The sequence below is a fragment of the Nocardia sp. NPDC049935 genome (assembly GCF_055586645.1).
Genome location: NZ_JBVJHV010000006.1, coordinates 211,372 through 228,122, shown reverse-complemented (window position 1 = coordinate 228,122; position 16,751 = coordinate 211,372). Strand labels below are relative to the sequence as shown.

At 69.4% G+C, this 16,751-nt stretch carries 13 protein-coding genes; 9 read left to right on the top strand and 4 right to left on the bottom strand.

Translation table 11 applies throughout. From position 1 onward, the window contains the following. The first annotated feature begins 1 nt into the window (after window position 1). Window positions 2-1,294, top strand: coding sequence for an RNA polymerase sigma factor (locus ACZ6SF_RS23395; protein ID WP_466064452.1), 1,293 nt, complete (start codon window positions 2-4; stop codon window positions 1,292-1,294). Here ACZ6SF_RS23395 and ACZ6SF_RS23390 read toward each other — a convergent pair. Further along, the gene (locus tag ACZ6SF_RS23390) at window positions 1,282-3,444 is read right to left on the bottom strand and encodes an elongation factor G-like protein EF-G2 (protein WP_466064450.1); all 2,163 of its coding nucleotides are present in this window, start codon (window positions 3,442-3,444) and stop codon (window positions 1,282-1,284) included. The two genes, ACZ6SF_RS23395 and ACZ6SF_RS23390, sit on opposite strands and share 13 nt — an antisense overlap. A 272-nt stretch (window positions 3,445-3,716) precedes the next feature. Here ACZ6SF_RS23390 and ACZ6SF_RS23385 point away from each other — a divergent pair, with 272 nt between their 5' ends. Beyond that, window positions 3,717-4,238 (top strand): MmpS family transport accessory protein, encoded by a 522-nt coding sequence (locus ACZ6SF_RS23385; RefSeq protein ID WP_466064448.1) that lies wholly within the window; start codon window positions 3,717-3,719, stop codon window positions 4,236-4,238. A 74-nt stretch (window positions 4,239-4,312) separates the two neighbouring features. On the opposite strand, the gene ACZ6SF_RS23380 is transcribed toward ACZ6SF_RS23385, so the two are convergent. Next, window positions 4,313-5,683 (bottom strand): NERD domain-containing protein, encoded by a 1,371-nt coding sequence (locus ACZ6SF_RS23380; protein WP_466064447.1) that lies wholly within the window; start codon window positions 5,681-5,683, stop codon window positions 4,313-4,315. A gap of 236 nt (window positions 5,684-5,919) precedes the next feature. Here ACZ6SF_RS23380 and ACZ6SF_RS23375 point away from each other — a divergent pair, with 236 nt between their 5' ends. The 4 genes from ACZ6SF_RS23375 (at window position 5,920) to ACZ6SF_RS23360 (ending at window position 9,989) form a co-directional block, all read left to right on the top strand. Beyond that, window positions 5,920-7,041, top strand: coding sequence for an acyl-CoA dehydrogenase family protein (locus tag ACZ6SF_RS23375; protein ID WP_466064445.1), 1,122 nt, complete (start codon window positions 5,920-5,922; stop codon window positions 7,039-7,041). Further along, the gene (locus ACZ6SF_RS23370) at window positions 7,038-8,273 is read left to right on the top strand and encodes an acyl-CoA dehydrogenase family protein (RefSeq protein ID WP_466064444.1); all 1,236 of its coding nucleotides are present in this window, start codon (window positions 7,038-7,040) and stop codon (window positions 8,271-8,273) included. Before ACZ6SF_RS23375 ends, ACZ6SF_RS23370 begins: the two co-directional genes overlap by 4 nt. 217 nt (window positions 8,274-8,490) lie before the next feature. Then, window positions 8,491-9,585, top strand: a complete 1,095-nt coding sequence (locus tag ACZ6SF_RS23365; protein ID WP_466064442.1) for a molybdopterin-dependent oxidoreductase — start codon at window positions 8,491-8,493, stop codon at window positions 9,583-9,585. Next, the gene (locus ACZ6SF_RS23360) at window positions 9,582-9,989 is read left to right on the top strand and encodes a hypothetical protein (protein WP_466064440.1); all 408 of its coding nucleotides are present in this window, start codon (window positions 9,582-9,584) and stop codon (window positions 9,987-9,989) included. Before ACZ6SF_RS23365 ends, ACZ6SF_RS23360 begins: the two co-directional genes overlap by 4 nt. 13 nt (window positions 9,990-10,002) lie before the next feature. On the opposite strand, the gene ACZ6SF_RS23355 is transcribed toward ACZ6SF_RS23360, so the two are convergent. After that, complete coding sequence (locus tag ACZ6SF_RS23355) at window positions 10,003-11,055, bottom strand: phosphotransferase family protein (protein ID WP_466064438.1); 1,053 nt, start codon at window positions 11,053-11,055, stop codon at window positions 10,003-10,005. A 265-nt stretch (window positions 11,056-11,320) separates the two neighbouring features. Here ACZ6SF_RS23355 and ACZ6SF_RS23350 point away from each other — a divergent pair, with 265 nt between their 5' ends. Both ACZ6SF_RS23350 and ACZ6SF_RS23345 read left to right on the top strand, forming a co-directional pair. Further along, window positions 11,321-11,872 (top strand): hypothetical protein, encoded by a 552-nt coding sequence (locus ACZ6SF_RS23350; protein ID WP_466064436.1) that lies wholly within the window; start codon window positions 11,321-11,323, stop codon window positions 11,870-11,872. Next, complete coding sequence (locus ACZ6SF_RS23345) at window positions 11,869-14,781, top strand: M48 family metallopeptidase (RefSeq protein ID WP_466064434.1); 2,913 nt, start codon at window positions 11,869-11,871, stop codon at window positions 14,779-14,781. The genes ACZ6SF_RS23350 and ACZ6SF_RS23345 overlap by 4 nt, the downstream gene beginning before the upstream one ends. A gap of 81 nt (window positions 14,782-14,862) precedes the next feature. Here ACZ6SF_RS23345 and ACZ6SF_RS23340 read toward each other — a convergent pair whose 3' ends face one another. After that, window positions 14,863-15,387, bottom strand: a complete 525-nt coding sequence (locus ACZ6SF_RS23340; protein WP_466064432.1) for a VOC family protein — start codon at window positions 15,385-15,387, stop codon at window positions 14,863-14,865. 224 nt (window positions 15,388-15,611) lie between these two features. Between ACZ6SF_RS23340 and ACZ6SF_RS23335 the strand changes: the two genes are divergently transcribed. After that, window positions 15,612-16,652 carry a PQQ-dependent sugar dehydrogenase gene (locus ACZ6SF_RS23335; RefSeq protein WP_466064430.1) on the top strand — a complete coding sequence of 347 codons (1,041 nt, stop codon included), beginning with the start codon at window positions 15,612-15,614 and terminating at the stop codon, window positions 16,650-16,652. Window positions 16,653-16,751: the final 99 nt, after the last annotated feature.

Genomic DNA, 16,751 nt, shown 5'->3' with positions numbered 1-16,751 from the left:
GGTGGCCGAATACACGGGCCGTGAGGCGGTGGCCGCGGTGTGGCGGATCGAGTCGGCGCGTATCGTCGGCGCCCTCGCCCGCTACACCGGCGATTTCCCGCTCGCCGAGGATCTGGCCCAGGAGGCGCTGGCCGAGGCACTGGTGACCTGGCCCCGCGAGGGGGTGCCGCGAAACCCCGCCGGCTGGCTGCTCACCGTGGGCCGGCGGCGCGCCATCGACGGATTCCGGCGTCGTTCGGCCCTCGACGACCGCTACGCCGCCCTCGCCCGGGATCTGGGCGAGGGCGGCCTCGCCGCGGGTGGCGCCGCGACCGGACCGGAACCGGAGGTGCTGTGGGATCCGGACCGTATCGATGACGATGTCCTCGCCCTGATGTTCCTGTCCTGTCATCCGGTGCTGGCCCCGGAAGCGCGAGTGGCCCTCACCCTCCGCGTGATCGGGGGTCTCACCAGTGATGAGATCGCCCGCGCGTTCCTGGTGCCGACCGCCACCGTGCAGGCCCGGATCACCCGTGCGAAGAAGACCCTGGCCGCGGCCCGGATCCCGTTCGAGATCCCGCCGGTGGCCGAGCGGGCCGACCGGCTGATCTCGGTGCTGCGGGTGATCTACGTGATCTTCACCGAGGGGTCGTCGGCCAGTTCCGGCGCCGATCTCATCCGGTTCGATCTGGCCGCCGAAGCCCAGCGGCTGGCCCGGGTGCTGGCCCGGCTGGTGCCCGACGAGCCGGAGGCGCACAGCCTGCTGGCGCTGCTGGAGCTGACCGCGGCCCGGTTCCCGGCCCGCACCGGCGCCGACGGTGAGCCGATCCTGCTGGAGAACCAGGACCGGCGGCGCTGGGACCGGGCGGCGATCGCCCGCGGCCGTGCCGCCCTGGCCCGTGCCGAGCGGGCCCGGCGGGGCCTGGGTATCTACGGGTTGCAGGCCGCGATCGCCGAATGCCATGCCGTCGCCCCGTCGGTGGCCGAGACCGACTGGTCCCGGATCGTCGTCCTCTACGAGGCCCTGGGACGGCTGGCACCGTCGCCGGTGGTGGAGGTGAATCGTGCCGTCGCGGTCGCCATGGCACAGGGTCCCGGCGCGGCGCTGGCGATCGTCGACGAACTGGTGGCCGCCGGGGCGCTCCCGAATTCCCATCTGGTGCCGAGTGTGCGCGGTGAACTGCTGCTGCGGCTCGGCCGGGACGACGAGGCCCGCGCCGAGCTGGTCGAAGCGGTGGCCCGCTGCGGTAACGAGCGGGAACGGGCGGTGCTGATACGCAAGGTCGAGTCGATCGGCCGGGATCAGCGGTCGTAGGCGGACTCCCGGCGCACCTGGTCGGCCAGGTGCACGGGCATCCGGTCGTGGCGCAGGTAGGCGCGGGTGAACTGGGCGACGCCGTGGGTCAGCGAACGCAGTTCCACGGTGTAGCGGGTGAGTTCGGACTCCGGCACCTCCGCGTGGACCGCGCTGCGTCCGGAATCGGCCGGTTCGGTACCCAGGATGCGGGCCCGGTGCACCGAGAGGTCGGTCAGTACCGCGCCCAGTTGTTCGTCCGGTGCCCGGACCCGGACCCGGGCGATGGGTTCGAGGAGGTCGATCCGGGTACCGGACGCGGCGTCGCGCAGCGCCAGCGCGCCCGCGGTCTGGAAGGCGGCGTCGGAGGAGTCGACCGAATGCGCCTTCCCGTCGACGAGCGTGACCCGCACGTCCACCAGTGGATTACCCGTCGCCACACCGCGTCCGGCCTGCGCCCGGATCCCTTTCTCCACCGAGGTGACGAACTGGCGCGGCACGGCGCCGCCCACGACCTTGTCCACGAACTCGATCCCCGACCCCTCCGGCAGCGGTTCCACCTCGATCGCGCAGACCGCGTACTGGCCGTGCCCACCGGACTGTTTCACATGGCGGCCCCGCCCGGTGGCCTTGCTCGCGAACGTCTCTCGCAGGGCGACCCGGCATTCCTGCACCTCGACCTCGACGCCGAACCGTTCGCGTAGTCGTTCCAGCGCCACATCCCGCTGCGCCTCCCCGAGACTCCACAGCACCAGCTGGCCGGTGTGGTCGTTGTTCTCCACGCGCAATCCACGGTCTTCGGCGACCAGGCGCGCCAGACCCTGCGGCAGTTTGTCCTCATCGGCCTTCGTACGGGCCCGGACCGCGGTGGGCAGCAGCGGTTCCGGTAGCTTCCAGGGTTCGATCAGCAGCGGCGAATCGGTATCGGAGAGGGTGTCGCCGGTTTCGGCGTGGCCGAGTTTGGTGACGTAGGCGATATCGCCGGCCACCGCTTCGCTCAGCGGCCGCTGCTCCCGGCCGAACGGCGCGGTCACACCGCCCACGCGTTCCTCGAGATCGTGGTCGGTATTCCAGCCGTGCCCGCTGATATGGACCGTATCGTCGGCGTGCAGGGTTCCGGAGAACACCCGCACCAGCGATACCCGGCCGACGTAGGGGTCCGAGGAGGTGCGGATCACCTCGGCGGCGAGTTCGGCCGCCGGATCGCAGTGCACTGCCACCGGCCGCTGCCCGTCGCCCGGGCGTACCGCCGCGACCTCGTGCTCGGGCGGTGCGGGGAAACCCGCGGTGACGAGTTCGAGCAGTTCGACGGTGCCCAGCCCCTGCCGTCCGGACGCGGCGGCCGGTGCCGCGAACAGCACGGGATGGAAGCTGCCCCGCGCGACCGCGCGCTCCAGATCCGCCACCAGCGTGGCGAGTTCGATCGCCTCCCCGCCCAGGTACCGGTCCATCAGGGTCTCGTCCTCGCTCTCGGCGATGATGCCCTCGATGAGCCGTTCCCGGGCCCGGTCGAACAGCGTCTCCTCGCCCGGGGAGGTATCCGCCCATACGCGTTCACCGGTCGAATAGCCGGCCGTACGCTGTTCGAGCAGCGCTGTCAGCCCGGTCGCCGGGCGATGCCCGTCGGCGCTCGCGGGTCCGTAGACCGGCAGGTGCAGGGGAAGGACGTTCTCGGTGGCGCCGCCGCCCAGTAGGGCCTGGCAGGTCCGGGTCATCTCGTCGAAGCCCGCCCGGGCGGTGTCCAGGTGGGTGAGCACGATGGCCCGCGGCATCCCGACACTCGCGCATTCCTCCCACAGCGCCCGCGATACCCCGCCGACCCCTTCGACGCCCTCGGCCGCGGAGACCACGAACAGCGCGGCGTCCGCCGCCCGCAATCCGGCTCGTACCTCCCCGAGGAAATCCGCGTATCCCGGGGTATCGATCAGATTGATCTTCACCCCGTCCCACTCGACCGGCACCACCGACAGCTGCACGGATCGGTGCCGCCGCCGCTCGATGTCGTCGTAGTCCGACAGCGAGGTCCCGTCCTCGACCCGGCCCACCCGGTTCACCGCCCCCGTGGCCAGCGCGAGCGCGTCCACGAGGGTGGTCTTGCCCGCCCCGCTGCCTCCGACGAACACCACATTCCGGATGTCCGCCGGGCGCCGGGCGCCATTCGCTCTGTCCACCGTGACTCACCGTCCTCGGGAACTGTCTTCGCGCTGTCTCTTCGAGCTTCCCACTCGCGGCGTCCGGGGTCCATGCGCCAGGGTGTCCGGTTGCGGTCACGGCAGTGTCTCGGGGCACGTCACGAGCGTGCTCATGCCGTAGCGGTAGCCGTATCGCGCGGCACGCGGTAGCCTCCTGAACAGGAAAAATAGCTATGTAACATTAATTGGCGCAGTTGTGATCTACCTCCCAGTGATGCGATGACTCATGTCCTTCGACCAGAGGAGTCACAGTGACCAACCCTCCCGGCGACCAGACCCCGCACCGGGGGCCGCGGGACCATCGGGAGCGGCCCGCCGGGGACGTCTCGCCGGAGGGGGCGCGCAAGAGACCGAGATGGCCGTGGATCGCCGGCGGCGCCGTGCTGGTGTGCGGGTTGCTGGCGGGTGGCGGCACCGCGGCAGTGGAGGGTCTGCGGAACCTGGTCGTCCGCGACGCCGCGCCGGCGCTCACGGTGACCTACCGGGTCGAGGGAACGGGCACCGGTATCTCCATCACCTATCTGGGTCGCGACCTCGGCATGGCCCGGGAGATCGCGGCCGCCGTGCCGTGGACCAAGGACGTGCCGATCCTGGATCTCGGCAAGATCGTCTCCCTGACCGCGACCAACAGCGCCCACGGCGGTGACATCACCTGTCGCATCCTGGTCGCGGGACGGGTGCTCTCCGAACAGACCTCCACCGGCCCGTACGCGTCGGCCGGGTGCTCGGGAGACGCCGACGGCCCCCCGTCGGGTGGACAACAACCGAGGTGACCCCGGAACGCCGGGGTGGGGCGACGGCACCGCACGCGATCGCCGCGTAACGGCGTGGCGCGGTGCGGAGGCGCTCAGCAGTTCGGCTGGAACGGGAAACACGTCCGGGCCGGTGGTGGGGCCGGGGCCCGCGGCGGCGCGACGGCGGGTGGCGGTGGCGCGGCGGGTTGTTCGGCCACCGAACTGATCTGGTGCGAGGGAACCGTCTCCCGGGGCGCGGGCTCGCCGCCCGCGACCCGGCCGAGCAACCACAGTCCGGCGCCGAGGACGGCGATCACCGCGAAGGCGGCGGCGGTCTGATAGTGGGGGCGGCGGTCGGCGGACTGTGCCGGGGCGGGCTCGGCGGGTACCTCGGGTTCGGGTGCGGGCGTTCGTGGTCCGGGATCGGGCGGAATGGCGCCCGGCGTACCCCTGTGCCCCAAGGGCGGATCTATGGGGGAGGCAGGATCCGGAGGCGTAGTGCGGGACGCCGCCTCCGGCGGATTCGTCCGGGAAGCGGCCTCCGACGAGCTCGCGCGGGACGGTGGGGGTGCGGGGGAAGCCGCGGCGGTGGAGCCCGCGCTCGCGGGAGGGGACGGTGACGCCGCGCCCGCGGCACTCCGGCGCGGGGTCGCCGATTGTGGCGATCCCGGGGTTTCGGACCCCCGGGGCGCTGGCGGGGCCGAGATCGGGATCGGGACGAGAGTCTGCGGTACGGAGATCGGACTCGGCGCGGGCGCCGGAGAGGCGAACGCGGAGACCGCGGGTTCCGGGTGTGCGTCACCGGGTGCCGGTCCGGTCTCCGGCTTCGCCGGGTCCGGCACGGGAGTCGAGGGCGAGGGGAGGGCGGACTCCAGCGGGAAACCTTGGTCGGCCAGGGCGTCGACGGTGGTCCGGCCGCCGTATTCCAGCGCGGCCACCAGCGAGTACGCCTGCTCCGCGGTCCACACCACGGCGCTGCGATGATGCGCGCGGTGGAACCAGGCGCGCAGCGGATTCTGCGTGCCGCACAGCAGGACATCGCAACCCTGGGGCGGTGCGGATTTCTTCTCGAGCCGCAGCCTGGACCCGCGCGGCGGCACCACCACCACGAGGCCCTTGACGAACCCGCCGCCGTCGAGTTGCTCCGCTTCCGCCTTGAGTTTGAAAACTCCGTCGCGGACCTGGTCGTACGGTGTCGTATCGCCGTCGCGGACCCCGACCGGATCGCCCTCGAACTCCGGTATCCGCCACGGACTGTTGGTGGTGCACTGCAGCACACCGCCGGTCACGCGCGGATCGAGGCCCTTGATCTCGCCCACCACGGTGGTGTGCGGAGTGACCACCACCAGATCGACCTCCTGCCCGGCGAGGTAGCAGTTCATGATCGCGACACCGGGAACCCGGTAGTCCCCCTCCCAGCGCCGCAGCCATCCGGCCACGCGTTTCTCCGCGCCCGATCTGAGCTTGTCGGCGATGACGAGCATCGCGACCACCCCTCCCTGTCGCCGGTGATGCGAACACGATATCCGCCGCCGTGAACCGGTGAACGAATCCCCTTGCCCACCTGCACCGTTCCTGCCGGCTATTGCGGAAACGGCATACCGTGCGGTATTCGAATTAGGGGAGCGCCATCGGAGGCTGCGCCGATTCGTCGGCTTCGTGCCGTCACGGTGTGCACCGCTGCACCGCAGCCGAGACCGAGGCCGCATCGGAGGACCACATGCTGTTCGATATCACGCCTGAACAGGAGTTCTTCCGTTCCACGACGGCGAAGTTCCTGAGCGCGCGGGCCCCGGCCGCCCAGCTGCGCGAACTCCGCTACGACGACCACGGGTTCGAGGCGCAGTACTGGAGTCGCGGCGCCGAACTCGGCTGGACCGCGCTGCTGGCCGGGGAGGACTCGATCAGCGGGCGCCCGGTCGTGGACCTCGCCCTCATCGCCTACGAATTCGGCCGTCACGCCGCCCCCGGCCCCTTGGTCCCGGCGAATATCGTGGCCGCCGCGTTGCACGACACCGGCACCCATCCGGAGATCCTGGGCGAAGTGGTCGCCGGTGAATCCGTGGCCACCTGGTGTCATGCCGAACCCGCCCCGCATCACGCGTTCGGGGCGGTCGGGCTGGAGATCCGCGCCGACGGCCCGGATCTGGTGCTCGACGGCGTCAAACAACCCGTGGAGTCGGCCGCCGCGGCCCGGCATCTCCTGGTGACCGGCCGCTACGAGGGCCGGCTCACCCAGGTGCTGGTGCCCGCGGACGCCGCGGGGGTATCGATGACCGCGTTGCGTTCTCCCGATATCACCCGCCGGTTCTCCGCGGTCGCCTTCGACGGTGTCCGCGTTCCCCGCACCGCGCTGGTGGGGGAACTCGGCGCGGGGGAGCAGCAGATCGAGCGGCAACTGGAACTGGCGCTCGCCGTACAGTCCGCGGAGACGACCGGGGCCATGCAGACCGGGTTCGAGATGGTGCTCGACTGGGTTTCCGACCGCTATTCGTTCGGGCGGCCGCTGGCGTCGTATCAGGCGCTCAAACACCGGATCGCGGATCTGAAATCGTGGCTGGAGGCGGGGCACGCCGTCGCCGACAGCGCCGCCGGCGCGGTCGACGCCCGGAGCCCGGCGGCGGGCGCGCTGACCGATGCCGCGCAGGCGTTCCTCGGCCATCACGGGCCGGAACTGCTCCAGGATTGTGTGCAGTTGCACGGCGGGATCGGCCTGACCTTCGAACACGATCTGCATCTGTTCCTGCGCCGCGCCACCGTCAACCGCATGCTGTACGGCACGCCGGCCGAACACCGCCGCCGCCTCGCCGACCGTCGCATCGAACAGGAGCTGCCGGTATGACCGCCGAATCCGTCGAGAGTTTCCGGCTGCGGGCCCGCGCCTGGATACGGGCCGAACTCGGCCCGTATCGTGCCGAGGCCGTCTCCGGGCTGCGGAAAACGGCCCGCGCCGACGAACTGGCGGCCGTCGAGTACGACCGGCGGCTCCAGCGCAGGTTCTACGATGCGGGTTTCGCGGGGATCGCCATCCCCGCCGAGTACGGCGGTCAGGGACTCACCGCCGGCCATCAGCGGGCCTTCACCGACGAACTGGCCGGCTACGAGTATCCGTCCCGGTTCCAGGTACCCACCATGTCGCCGTGCGCGGCGGTACTGCTCGATTTCGGGACCGATGAGCAGAAGCGCCGCCATATTCCGGCGATTCTGCGCGGTGAGGAGATCTGGATGCAGTTCCTCTCCGAGCCCAGCGGCGGTTCCGATGTCGCGGGAGCGGTGACCACCGCGGTCCGCGACGGCGACGACTGGGTGCTCAACGGCGCCAAGATCTGGACCACCGGCGCCTGGTACTCGGATTGGGCGCTGTGCCTGGCCCGGACCAACTGGGATGTGCCCAAACATCGCGGGCTCACCGTGTTCATGCTGCCGATCCAGCAGCCCGGTATCGCGGTGCACCAGATCGAGATGCTCAACGGCGCCCAGGATTTCTGCCAGGAATTCCTCACCGACGTCCGCGTGCCCGATTCCGACCGGATCGGTGCGGTGGACGACGGCTGGACGGTCGGGACCCGCTGGATGTTCCACGAACGCCTGCTCTCGGAATCCCCGTACACCACGGTGCCGGAGAAGCCCGCCATTTCCGACCGCACCCCGGTGGAGATCGCGCACCACGCCGGAACCCTGGACGATCCGGCGGTCCGTGATCTCATCGGTGAATCGGAGATGCTCGATATCGTCGGCACCGAATTGCAGCGGCGGCTCGGCGCCGGGATGGTGTCGGGCGCGATATCCGATCATTCGGCCGCCATCGGCCGCCTGTTCCGCGGGCTCGCCGAATCGCGCCGGGCCACGATCGAATTCGAGATCGCCGGTTCCGGTGGTGCGGTGTGGACCGAGGAGCTCGGCGATATCGGGGACACGTTCCTGATGCGGCAGGTGAGCTGTATCGGGGGCGGGACCACCGAGATGGCGCGCAATGTGATCAGTGAACGAGTGCTCGGGATGCCGCGGGAGGCGCGCTCCGATCACAATATCCCGTTCCGGGATGTGCCCCGGGGCGGCCGACGCGGCGGGTGACGCCCGGCGGTCCGATCCGCCGATCGATGCCCGCTTCCGGCGCCACGTGGCTGACGCTACCCGAGAATTAATCTCCTGACCTGGTGTTTCATCGCGGGTTTCGGCGCTCGCGGGCCTAGCGTGAAGAGATGCCCCCAGATCGGAACGAGACCGCCGCGACGGTCCGGCGCAGCGGCGCGGCAGGCGCCGCTCCCGGTCCGCGCGGGCGGGCCCGGCCGTGAGCGGCCGGGGACCCGAGGTCGCCGCGAAGGTCGGCCGGTGGCTGGGCGCCGCGATCGCCGTCTGTTTCCTCACCGGACTGCTCAGCCATCTGATCCAGCATCCGCCCGAATGGTTCCGGTGGCCGGCGAATCCGGTATGGCTGTACCGGGTCACCCAGGGCGTCCACGTGCTGTCCGGTATCGCGGCGATCCCGCTCGTGCTGGTGAAATTGTGGGCGGTGTACCCGCGATTGTTCGCGCGCCCGATCCTGGGTGGGCCGCGGCGGGCCCTCGAACGGCTGTCCATCGCGGTCCTGGTCGGATCGGTCCTGTTCCAGCTCGCCACCGGACTGTCGAATATCGCGCAGTTCTACTGGTGGGATTTCTATTTCCCGTCGGCCCACTACGCGATGGCCTATATCGCGGTGGGCGCGCTGGCCGTCCATCTCGCCGTGAAACTGCCGGTGATCCGGGACGCGCTGCGCGCGCGACCGGCGGCGCCACCCGATTCCGCGACCCTCATGTCACGCCGCGCCGCCCTCACCGGCGCCGGCGTCGCGGCCGTCGCGGCGGTCCTCTCCGTCGCCGGGCAGTCGGCCGGGTTTCTCCGGCCGCTCGCGGTGCTGGCCCCGCGCAGCGGGAACGGGCCGCAAGGACTTCCGGTGAATCGCACCGCGGCCCGCGCCGGTATCGAACAACCGGCCCGCGACCCCGCCTACCGGCTGACCGTGATCGTCGGCGACAGACGGCGCGAGTTCACCCGGACCGAACTGCTCGCGCTCCCCCAGACCGCCGTGCGCCTTCCCATCGCCTGCGTGGAGGGATGGAGTGCCACCGCCCACTGGACGGGTATCCGGCTACGGGATCTCCTCGCCGCGGTGGGACCGGCCCGGATCGGCGATGTCGGCTTCGAATCACTGGAACCCGCCGGGCTGTACCGGGTGTCGAGACTCCCGCATCCGCACGTGGTCGACGACCGCACGCTGGTCGCGCTCACCCTCAACGGCGAAACCCTCGATCTCGATCACGGCTACCCGTGCCGCCTCATCGCACCCAACCGCCCCGGTGTACTGCAGACGAAATGGCTGTCCCGGATCGAGGTGCTCGGATGACCACCACCCGCGTTCTGCTCCTGCTCGCCGGCCTGGCGCTCGGCGGCTACGGCATCACACTGCTCGTGGACCTGGGTCCCGAGGTCGTGCGCGAGATCGCGCTGTGGTCGGTGGTCGCGATCGTCGCGCACGACGCGGTGTTCGCGCCGCTGTGCGCGGCCGCCGGATACACGGTCGGCCGGTTCGTGCCCGCGACCCGGTGGGGTGTCCTCACCTGCGGCGCGGTGTGCACCGTCGTCTTGGTACTGGTCGCGCTGCCGATGCTGATGTCACCGGCGACCGGGAATTCCAGTCTGCTGGACCGGAACTATCCCGCCGGTCTGGTGGTCGCGGTGGCTGTGTGCTGGACAGTGGCGGTGTGCGGGTACCTGATGAGCCGGTACCGATCGCGCCCGCGAGTGTGAAGGAGCCCGCGCCTCAGTGCGTTGCGCCGGTCGCCAGGATCTCGCGGGCGGCTTCGGCGAGCCGGGCCGGGCGGCGGGAGAGTTCGTCGACATCGACATCCTGGTCACCCATCACCCCGGCGCGGAAGCGCGCCGCCACCCCCTCCGCGATGGCGGCCAGCCGCCAGAGGGCGAAGGCCTGGTAGTACGGCAGATCGTCGAGAGCGCGACCGGTGGCGTCGGCGTAGCGGGACAGTACGGTGTCGAGGTCGAGATAGCCCTCGGCGGGTTCGGGCGCCCAGCCGAACACCTCGGCCGACGACCAGGAGGCGGCGAGCCAGCCGATATCGGCCATCACATCGCCGACTGTCCAGAGTTCCCAGTCGAGGACCGCGCGGACCGTACCGTCGGTGCCGATCAGCAGATTGCCCGGGCGGAAATCGCCGTGGGCGATACCGGTCCAGCGTTCGGCGGGCATGCTCCGGGTGAGCAGTTCGTGCACATCCCACAGCGGGCCCGGTCCGACTCCGCCGGCGGTGAGCTGGCGGTGCCAGCGGCGCAACTGCCGTTCCAGGTAACTTCCGGGTTTGCGCAGTTCGGCCAGCGGGCCGGCGCTGGTGTCCACGGCGTGGATCGCGGCGAGCGTATCGACGATATGGCGGGAGGCGGCCGCGCGGCGCGCGCGCGGGATACCGGCGGCGGATTCGGCGTCGTCGGGGACGATGCCGTCCACATGCTCCATGACGTAGAAGTCCGCGCCGGTGACGGCGTGGTCGGTACAGCAGCCCAGGACCGGCGGTACCGGGACCGGGCTGCAGGCGAGCAGATCGAGGATCCGGAACTCCCGGACGACATCGTGCGCGGAAGCGAGTACGTGGCCGGTGGGCGGGCGGCGCAGCACCCAGCGGGTTCCGGATTCGTCCTGGACGCGGTAGGTGAGATTGGACCGGCCACCGGTGATCAGGTCGAAACGCAGGGGTGGCGCGACCCGGGGGACGTGCTCGGCGAACCAGGCGGTGACCCGCTCCACGTCGATACCGGCGGGAGTGGCCCCGGGGGCCGTGTCGTCGTACTCGTCGGGGGTCATCTGTGCGCCATCTCCTCGGGTCCTGCCATCGCGGCGTATCGCGGCCTGTCCAACGAGGCCAGTCTCCTATAAATGAGACGTTTTATGCCAGTGTTTCATAGCCGGGTGGCGCGACCGTGGCAGCTCGCCGGTAGCGAGCAAAGGAAGGCTCAGAGGGACGGAGGCTCAAAGGCGTCACCCGAAAATTTGTCGGCCGTAAGGGCGTGACAAGGGGGGTAATCTTGCCGAGCCTGAACAGACACCAGCCCTAGATCAGAGGTTCGATTTGTCCAGCACTTCCCCTCCTTCGTTTGTCGACGCGGCGCAATCCGAACTGCACCTCCGGGCGATCCTCCGCGATGTTGTCGCTGAAGTCGCGCAGGATGAACTACTGCTGGTCGACGCCGTGCTGGAGTTGAAGGACTCCGGGTCGGGAGGATGGTCGCGGCGCTCGCGCCGGCCGGTGCCTTTGGGGTTCGGAATCACCGAGGTGGTGGTCCTCGCTACGCCCATCGTGTGGCTGGCCCTGGAGGGTGCGGCGCAACGCTTCGGTGAGTGGGGTGTGGACCGGGCGACAGGCGGAATGGGCCGGTGGTCTCGTCGGTTCCGGCGTCGGCAATCGGATCGAATCGAGATCCCGCCGTTGACTGTCGAGCAGCTGGGTGAAGTGCGTAAGCATGTGCTCGAGTTGGCGGCGGACCGCGGTCTCGACGCGGCCCGGGCCGCCGCGATCGCAGACGCGCTCGTGGGCCGCCTCGCGTTGGCAGCGCTCGGTGCGGCCGATCCGCAACTACCTGTGGATCCCCCGAGGCCACCGGATACCGCATCCGATGGATGATGGAGCGGGCGGGCGGCTACCCAACCGTTGACGAGTCCAGGATCCCGGACGGCAGCAAGGCTCGTTTTCTCCTTCTGGCGGTGTTGATCCTTGTGGCCACCAATTGGATCGTGTCCGAGACCATCGCAGGTTACTTCGACCCGATCGGGTTGAAGTGCCTACTCGCCGCGGGCGGTGATCCGGAGGGTGGGCGGCAGCAGATCGTCGAGACGTTGCTTCAGCAACCGGGGGCGGTCCGCTCCTGTTCGGAGCGGTGGTTCACCGCTGTACCCCTCTGGTGGCTGAGCCTCGTGTGGTCGGTCGCCGTGTTCGTATCCGCCGTGGCCCTGTTCTTCGTGATGCCCGTCTGGAAGTCCCGGCGGAGACGATTCGCCGATCTGCGGTCGATCGCCGACGGCTCGATAATCTCCGAACTCGCACAACTCTCCCGGATCAGCGGCTTGCCGCGCGTTCCACGTCTCATCGTGAACCCGGCGGTCATCTCGGCCGGCGCCGAGGTCTTCGGGAGAAATGCGCGGCCAGTGATCTGCTTGCACGGCGGCCTGCTCGTATGCCGGAATGCCGATCCGGATCGATACCGTGCCGTTGTTCTCCACGAACTCGCGCATGTCCGCAACCGGGACCTCACGATCACTTATCTCACGGCTGCGCTGTGGCGGGTGTTCCTGGTTGTGGTCCTGCTGCCGTATGCACTCATCAATGTCGTTTCTCTTGTCGACCGAGCAACCGGCGGTCGTGAACACGCGTCCGACCTTCCGTCGTTCGTGAGGGGATTGGCGCTGGTCGGCGTGATGATCGCGCTCGTCTACCTCGCCCGCGCCGATATCCTGCGCAACAGGGAGCTCTACGCCGATAGGGCCGCGGTGCGCGCGGGCGCCGACCCGGCCTATTGGAATGCTCAGAATCCCGTCATATCGGAACATCCGGCTCGCCGAGCCCTCGAGGCATTCGAGCAGGTGTGGCAGACTCATCCGCGATGGTCGAAACGTCGCGAGGCGTTGTCGAATCCAGAGCGCCTACTCGACATCTCGGCCCCTGCGATGTTCCTGACAGGGCTCGCCGCGGCGTTGCTGACGAGGATGCTGGAGGCGGAGCCCTGGAAGTATGCCATCGTCGGTGGCCTGAGCGAGTTGTGGAGCCCTGAACTCCGGGGAATTGTTCCGGCGCTGTTCGTCACGGCTGCCGTCGGTACTGCGCTGTGGCGCAGGGCCCTGTTCTCCGCCGATGCCGCGCGAATCGATTATTCCGGCCTGGTGCCCGGATTGTGGCTGGGGGCGGGATTGATCCTCGGTGAGATCGCTGGTCACCCTGGAAGCTCCGTCGATTGGATTGCCGGCCGTTCTGCCGTGCTGCTGGTCGCGATTCCCGCTGGAGTCCTGTGGACCTCGTGGACGACCCGGTGCGCCCAGTTGTGGATCGGCCGGCGTCCGGTCGGGTTCGTTCCAGCGGCCCCGTGGATCGTTCTCGGACCCGCTGCATTGGCGATGTGGGCCTTTTTCATCTGGTGGCCCCGGGTCGGGAAAATGGCATGGTCGCCCATCTCTCCGGTCTACGGTGTGCTGGACGGCCTGGATCTCGATGGCAGCACATTCCCGGGACATCCCGTCGAATTGCGTGTAGTGGAATTCTATTTGACGCAAGGTTTCTATCTGCCGAATTCGCCGTTTACTGTCTGTGCGATCGTTGCTCTGTGGGCGGTTCCTGTAGCCATGTGGACGATTCACCCCGCTCGGCGCGGCAAAGGGCGGGTAGAACAGGCGAATTCGGGGGTAACGGAAGTTACGGAGAAGGAGGTCTACCCGCCATCTCTGCGAACAGCTCTGCTGCCGGGAATAATTGGTGGAGCCGGAGGCTGGGTTGCGCTGGTTTGCGTACAAATAGGGATGAGCACGCGAACGGTGGAAACCCAGACCGATATCGATTGGTATGTTCTCCTCTATGTCGCGGAGGTTTTCGTCGCTGTCCTGATTTCCTTGTTTGCGGCTGCGGTCGCGAGCACTCGGCGGGGCCCGTTCCGGTTATTGCACATGCTGATTTCCGTGGAGTTCGGATTGGCTGTGAGCTTCTTCGGGGCATTTTTCCTGCTGTCGTTGGACGGATGTATCCCGGGTGTCGATGCGCTCGCCGGCTCATGTCAGTGGGCACCCGAGTTGGGCTTCTCGATACTTGTGCCGATGGTGGCGCCGGGCGCCGCGCTCGGTGTTGTGGTGGTGGCGATTCTGTCATCGGCGAGAGGGGCATTCCGGCGGCTGCCGCGCCGGCGGTCGAGAGAGGATTCGCCTGCTACACGGTCGCGGGTATCCCGCACCGATCCGAGTCGAGCCGGGCACACGATGTGGGCCTGCGCCGCTCTGGCAGCCGCCGTTTCCCTCTGCGTCGTAGGAGCGACCCACGAGTGGAAGAAGGCCGGTCGGCCGGTACAGGACGAAGGGGCGGCACTGGCTGCCGCCCGGGATCCGCGTCCGGTTCCCGATTCGGTCAGGGCGAACCGCGTCCTTGCCTGGTCCGAAGTCGGCGGTGAGGCGGTTATCGGCAGAATAAGCGCCGCGGGCGCAGGTTTCGCATCGCTGAGCGTGATGGAATTCGGTGCCGGTGGATTTCCCTCCACACTTGTTATTTCCGCATGCGATGATCTGCAGGATGCCATTCGAGATGCGCAGTTCTTCTTCCGAATACCGGAACCCGAAATCCAGGAATCATGGCGGCGAGGCCTTTTCGACGCCGAACTCGGCAGCATCGTATGCAAGGAGGAAGCAAGGAGGTCGGGCGCCGGGGCGAGTCGTACCCCAGGTCGGACACCCCCGAACTTTTCGCGTTCCATGGAGCAATCGGCCGGACAATTGGCGCGCGCTTTCGCAGTGATCGACGGCGCCATCAGCGAGATGGATGCTGTCGCCGCGCTCCGATGACCAGAATCCTCCGATCACGATGGGCAGTGCCCTCCGAATCGAGAGGTCTGCCCGCGCAGTGGCTGCGCTGCCCAGCGCTGATCAGGAGGGATTGCCGTGGCGGGCGTAGAGGTGGCGGTCGGTGCGGGGGCCGCCGGAAGTGTGGGCGCCGTAGCGGGTGATCTCCGCGTCGAGGTCGAGGGGACGGGTGGGTGGGACGCCCGGGCCGAGTTCGGCGGAGACCAGGTGGTCGGGGACCAGCCAGGTGACCTCGAATTCGATACCGTCCGGATCGCGGCCGTAGAGGGCCTTGGTGGCGGCGTGGTTCGCCGCGCCGGTCAGCGCGTCCGCGTCGCGGAGGCGGGTTCGCGCGTCGGCCAGGGCGGCGAGGGTTTCCACCTCCCAGGCCAGGTGGTAGAGGCCGACCGAGCCGTCGGGGGCGCGGTCGCCGCGGGCCTGGAACAGGCCGAGATCGTGGTCGTTGCCGGAGGCGGTGCCGCGGAGGAAGGCGGCGCCCGGGAAATCGGCGGGAATACGCTCGAAGCCCAGCACCCGGGTGTAGAAGTCGACGCTGCGCTCGACGTCGGAGACGAACAGCACCGCGTGATTCAGGCTACGGATGGACATGCGGTTCTCCTGAAGGTCGAGGGCGTCGGGCTCGGTGCCGGGCAACTCCGACACTACGTTCCCCCGCGCTGCGCGGTTGCGCGTCTTCCGCCCGGTGGGACCCGCGCTCCGGTGAGCCCGGCCGCGTAGCCTGGACGAATCCGTGACGTCGGCGACGAAAGCGGTTCGGTATGCGTGCGAGGCCGCCTCGAAGGAGGCTTTCCGGATGGGTCGCGGGGGCCGTGATGTCGGCGGTCGCTCTCGTGGCCTGTGCGGACGAACCCGCCGGCCTGCTGGGTGCGGCATCGACACCGCACCCGTCGCCGGCCCGATTCAGCGCTCCGGCCGTGGTGACGGACGGGCTCGCGGCCCCGTGGGCGATCGCGTTCCACGACGGTGTCGCGTTGATCGGGGAACGTGACTCCGCCCGCGTTCTCGAACTCGGCGCCCGGGGCGGTACGCGGGAGGTCGCCACCATCCCCGGGGTGGCCGGAACGGGCGAAGGGGGGATGCTCGGGATCGCGGTACGCGACGGAATCCTCTACGTCTACTCCACTACGCCGGAGGGCAACCGCATCCAGCGATTCCCGATCACGGGGCGGCCCGGGTCGCTGGGGATCGGGCCGGGCGACACGCTGCTCGACGGAATCGCCTCGGCGCGCTACCACAACGGCGGGCGGATCGCCTTCGGGCCCGACGGGATGCTGTACGCGACCGTCGGGGACGCCGGTGACCGCGCGAGCGCGCAGGACCGGAATGCGCTGACCGGAAAGATCCTGCGGATGACACCGGACGGGCGGGTGCCGCGGGACAACCCGTTCCCGGGTTCGCTCGTGTACAGCTACGGGCACCGGAATCCGCAGGGTATCGGCTGGGCCGCGGACGGCACCCTGTACGCGTCCGAGTTCGGCCAGGACACCTGGGACGAACTCAATATCATCGAGCCCGGCGGTAACTACGGCTGGCCGGAAGCCGAGGGGGTCGCGGGGCGCCCGCAATTCCGGGACCCGGTGCAGCAGTGGGCGCCCGCCGACGCGAGCCCGAGCGGCGTGGCGGTCACCGAGGACGCGATCTTCGTCGCCAACCTGCGCGGCGAGCGGCTCCGCGAGATCCCGCTGTCCGACCCGGCGGCCGCGGCCGAACATCTGGTCGGCGAGTACGGGCGGTTGCGTGACGTGGTGATCGCCCCGGACGGCGCCCTCTGGGTGCTCACCAACAACACCGACGGCCGGGGTGACCCGCGCTCCGGCGACGACCGGGTGCTGCGCTTCGTCTCCGGCCCATGAGGCCGGCGCGCCACCGTTGTTGGACGCTTGTCCGTTTCCCTGATTTCACCGAATCGTCCCCGGTGGCTCACCTACCGGCGTCAAGCTCACTCGACTGTC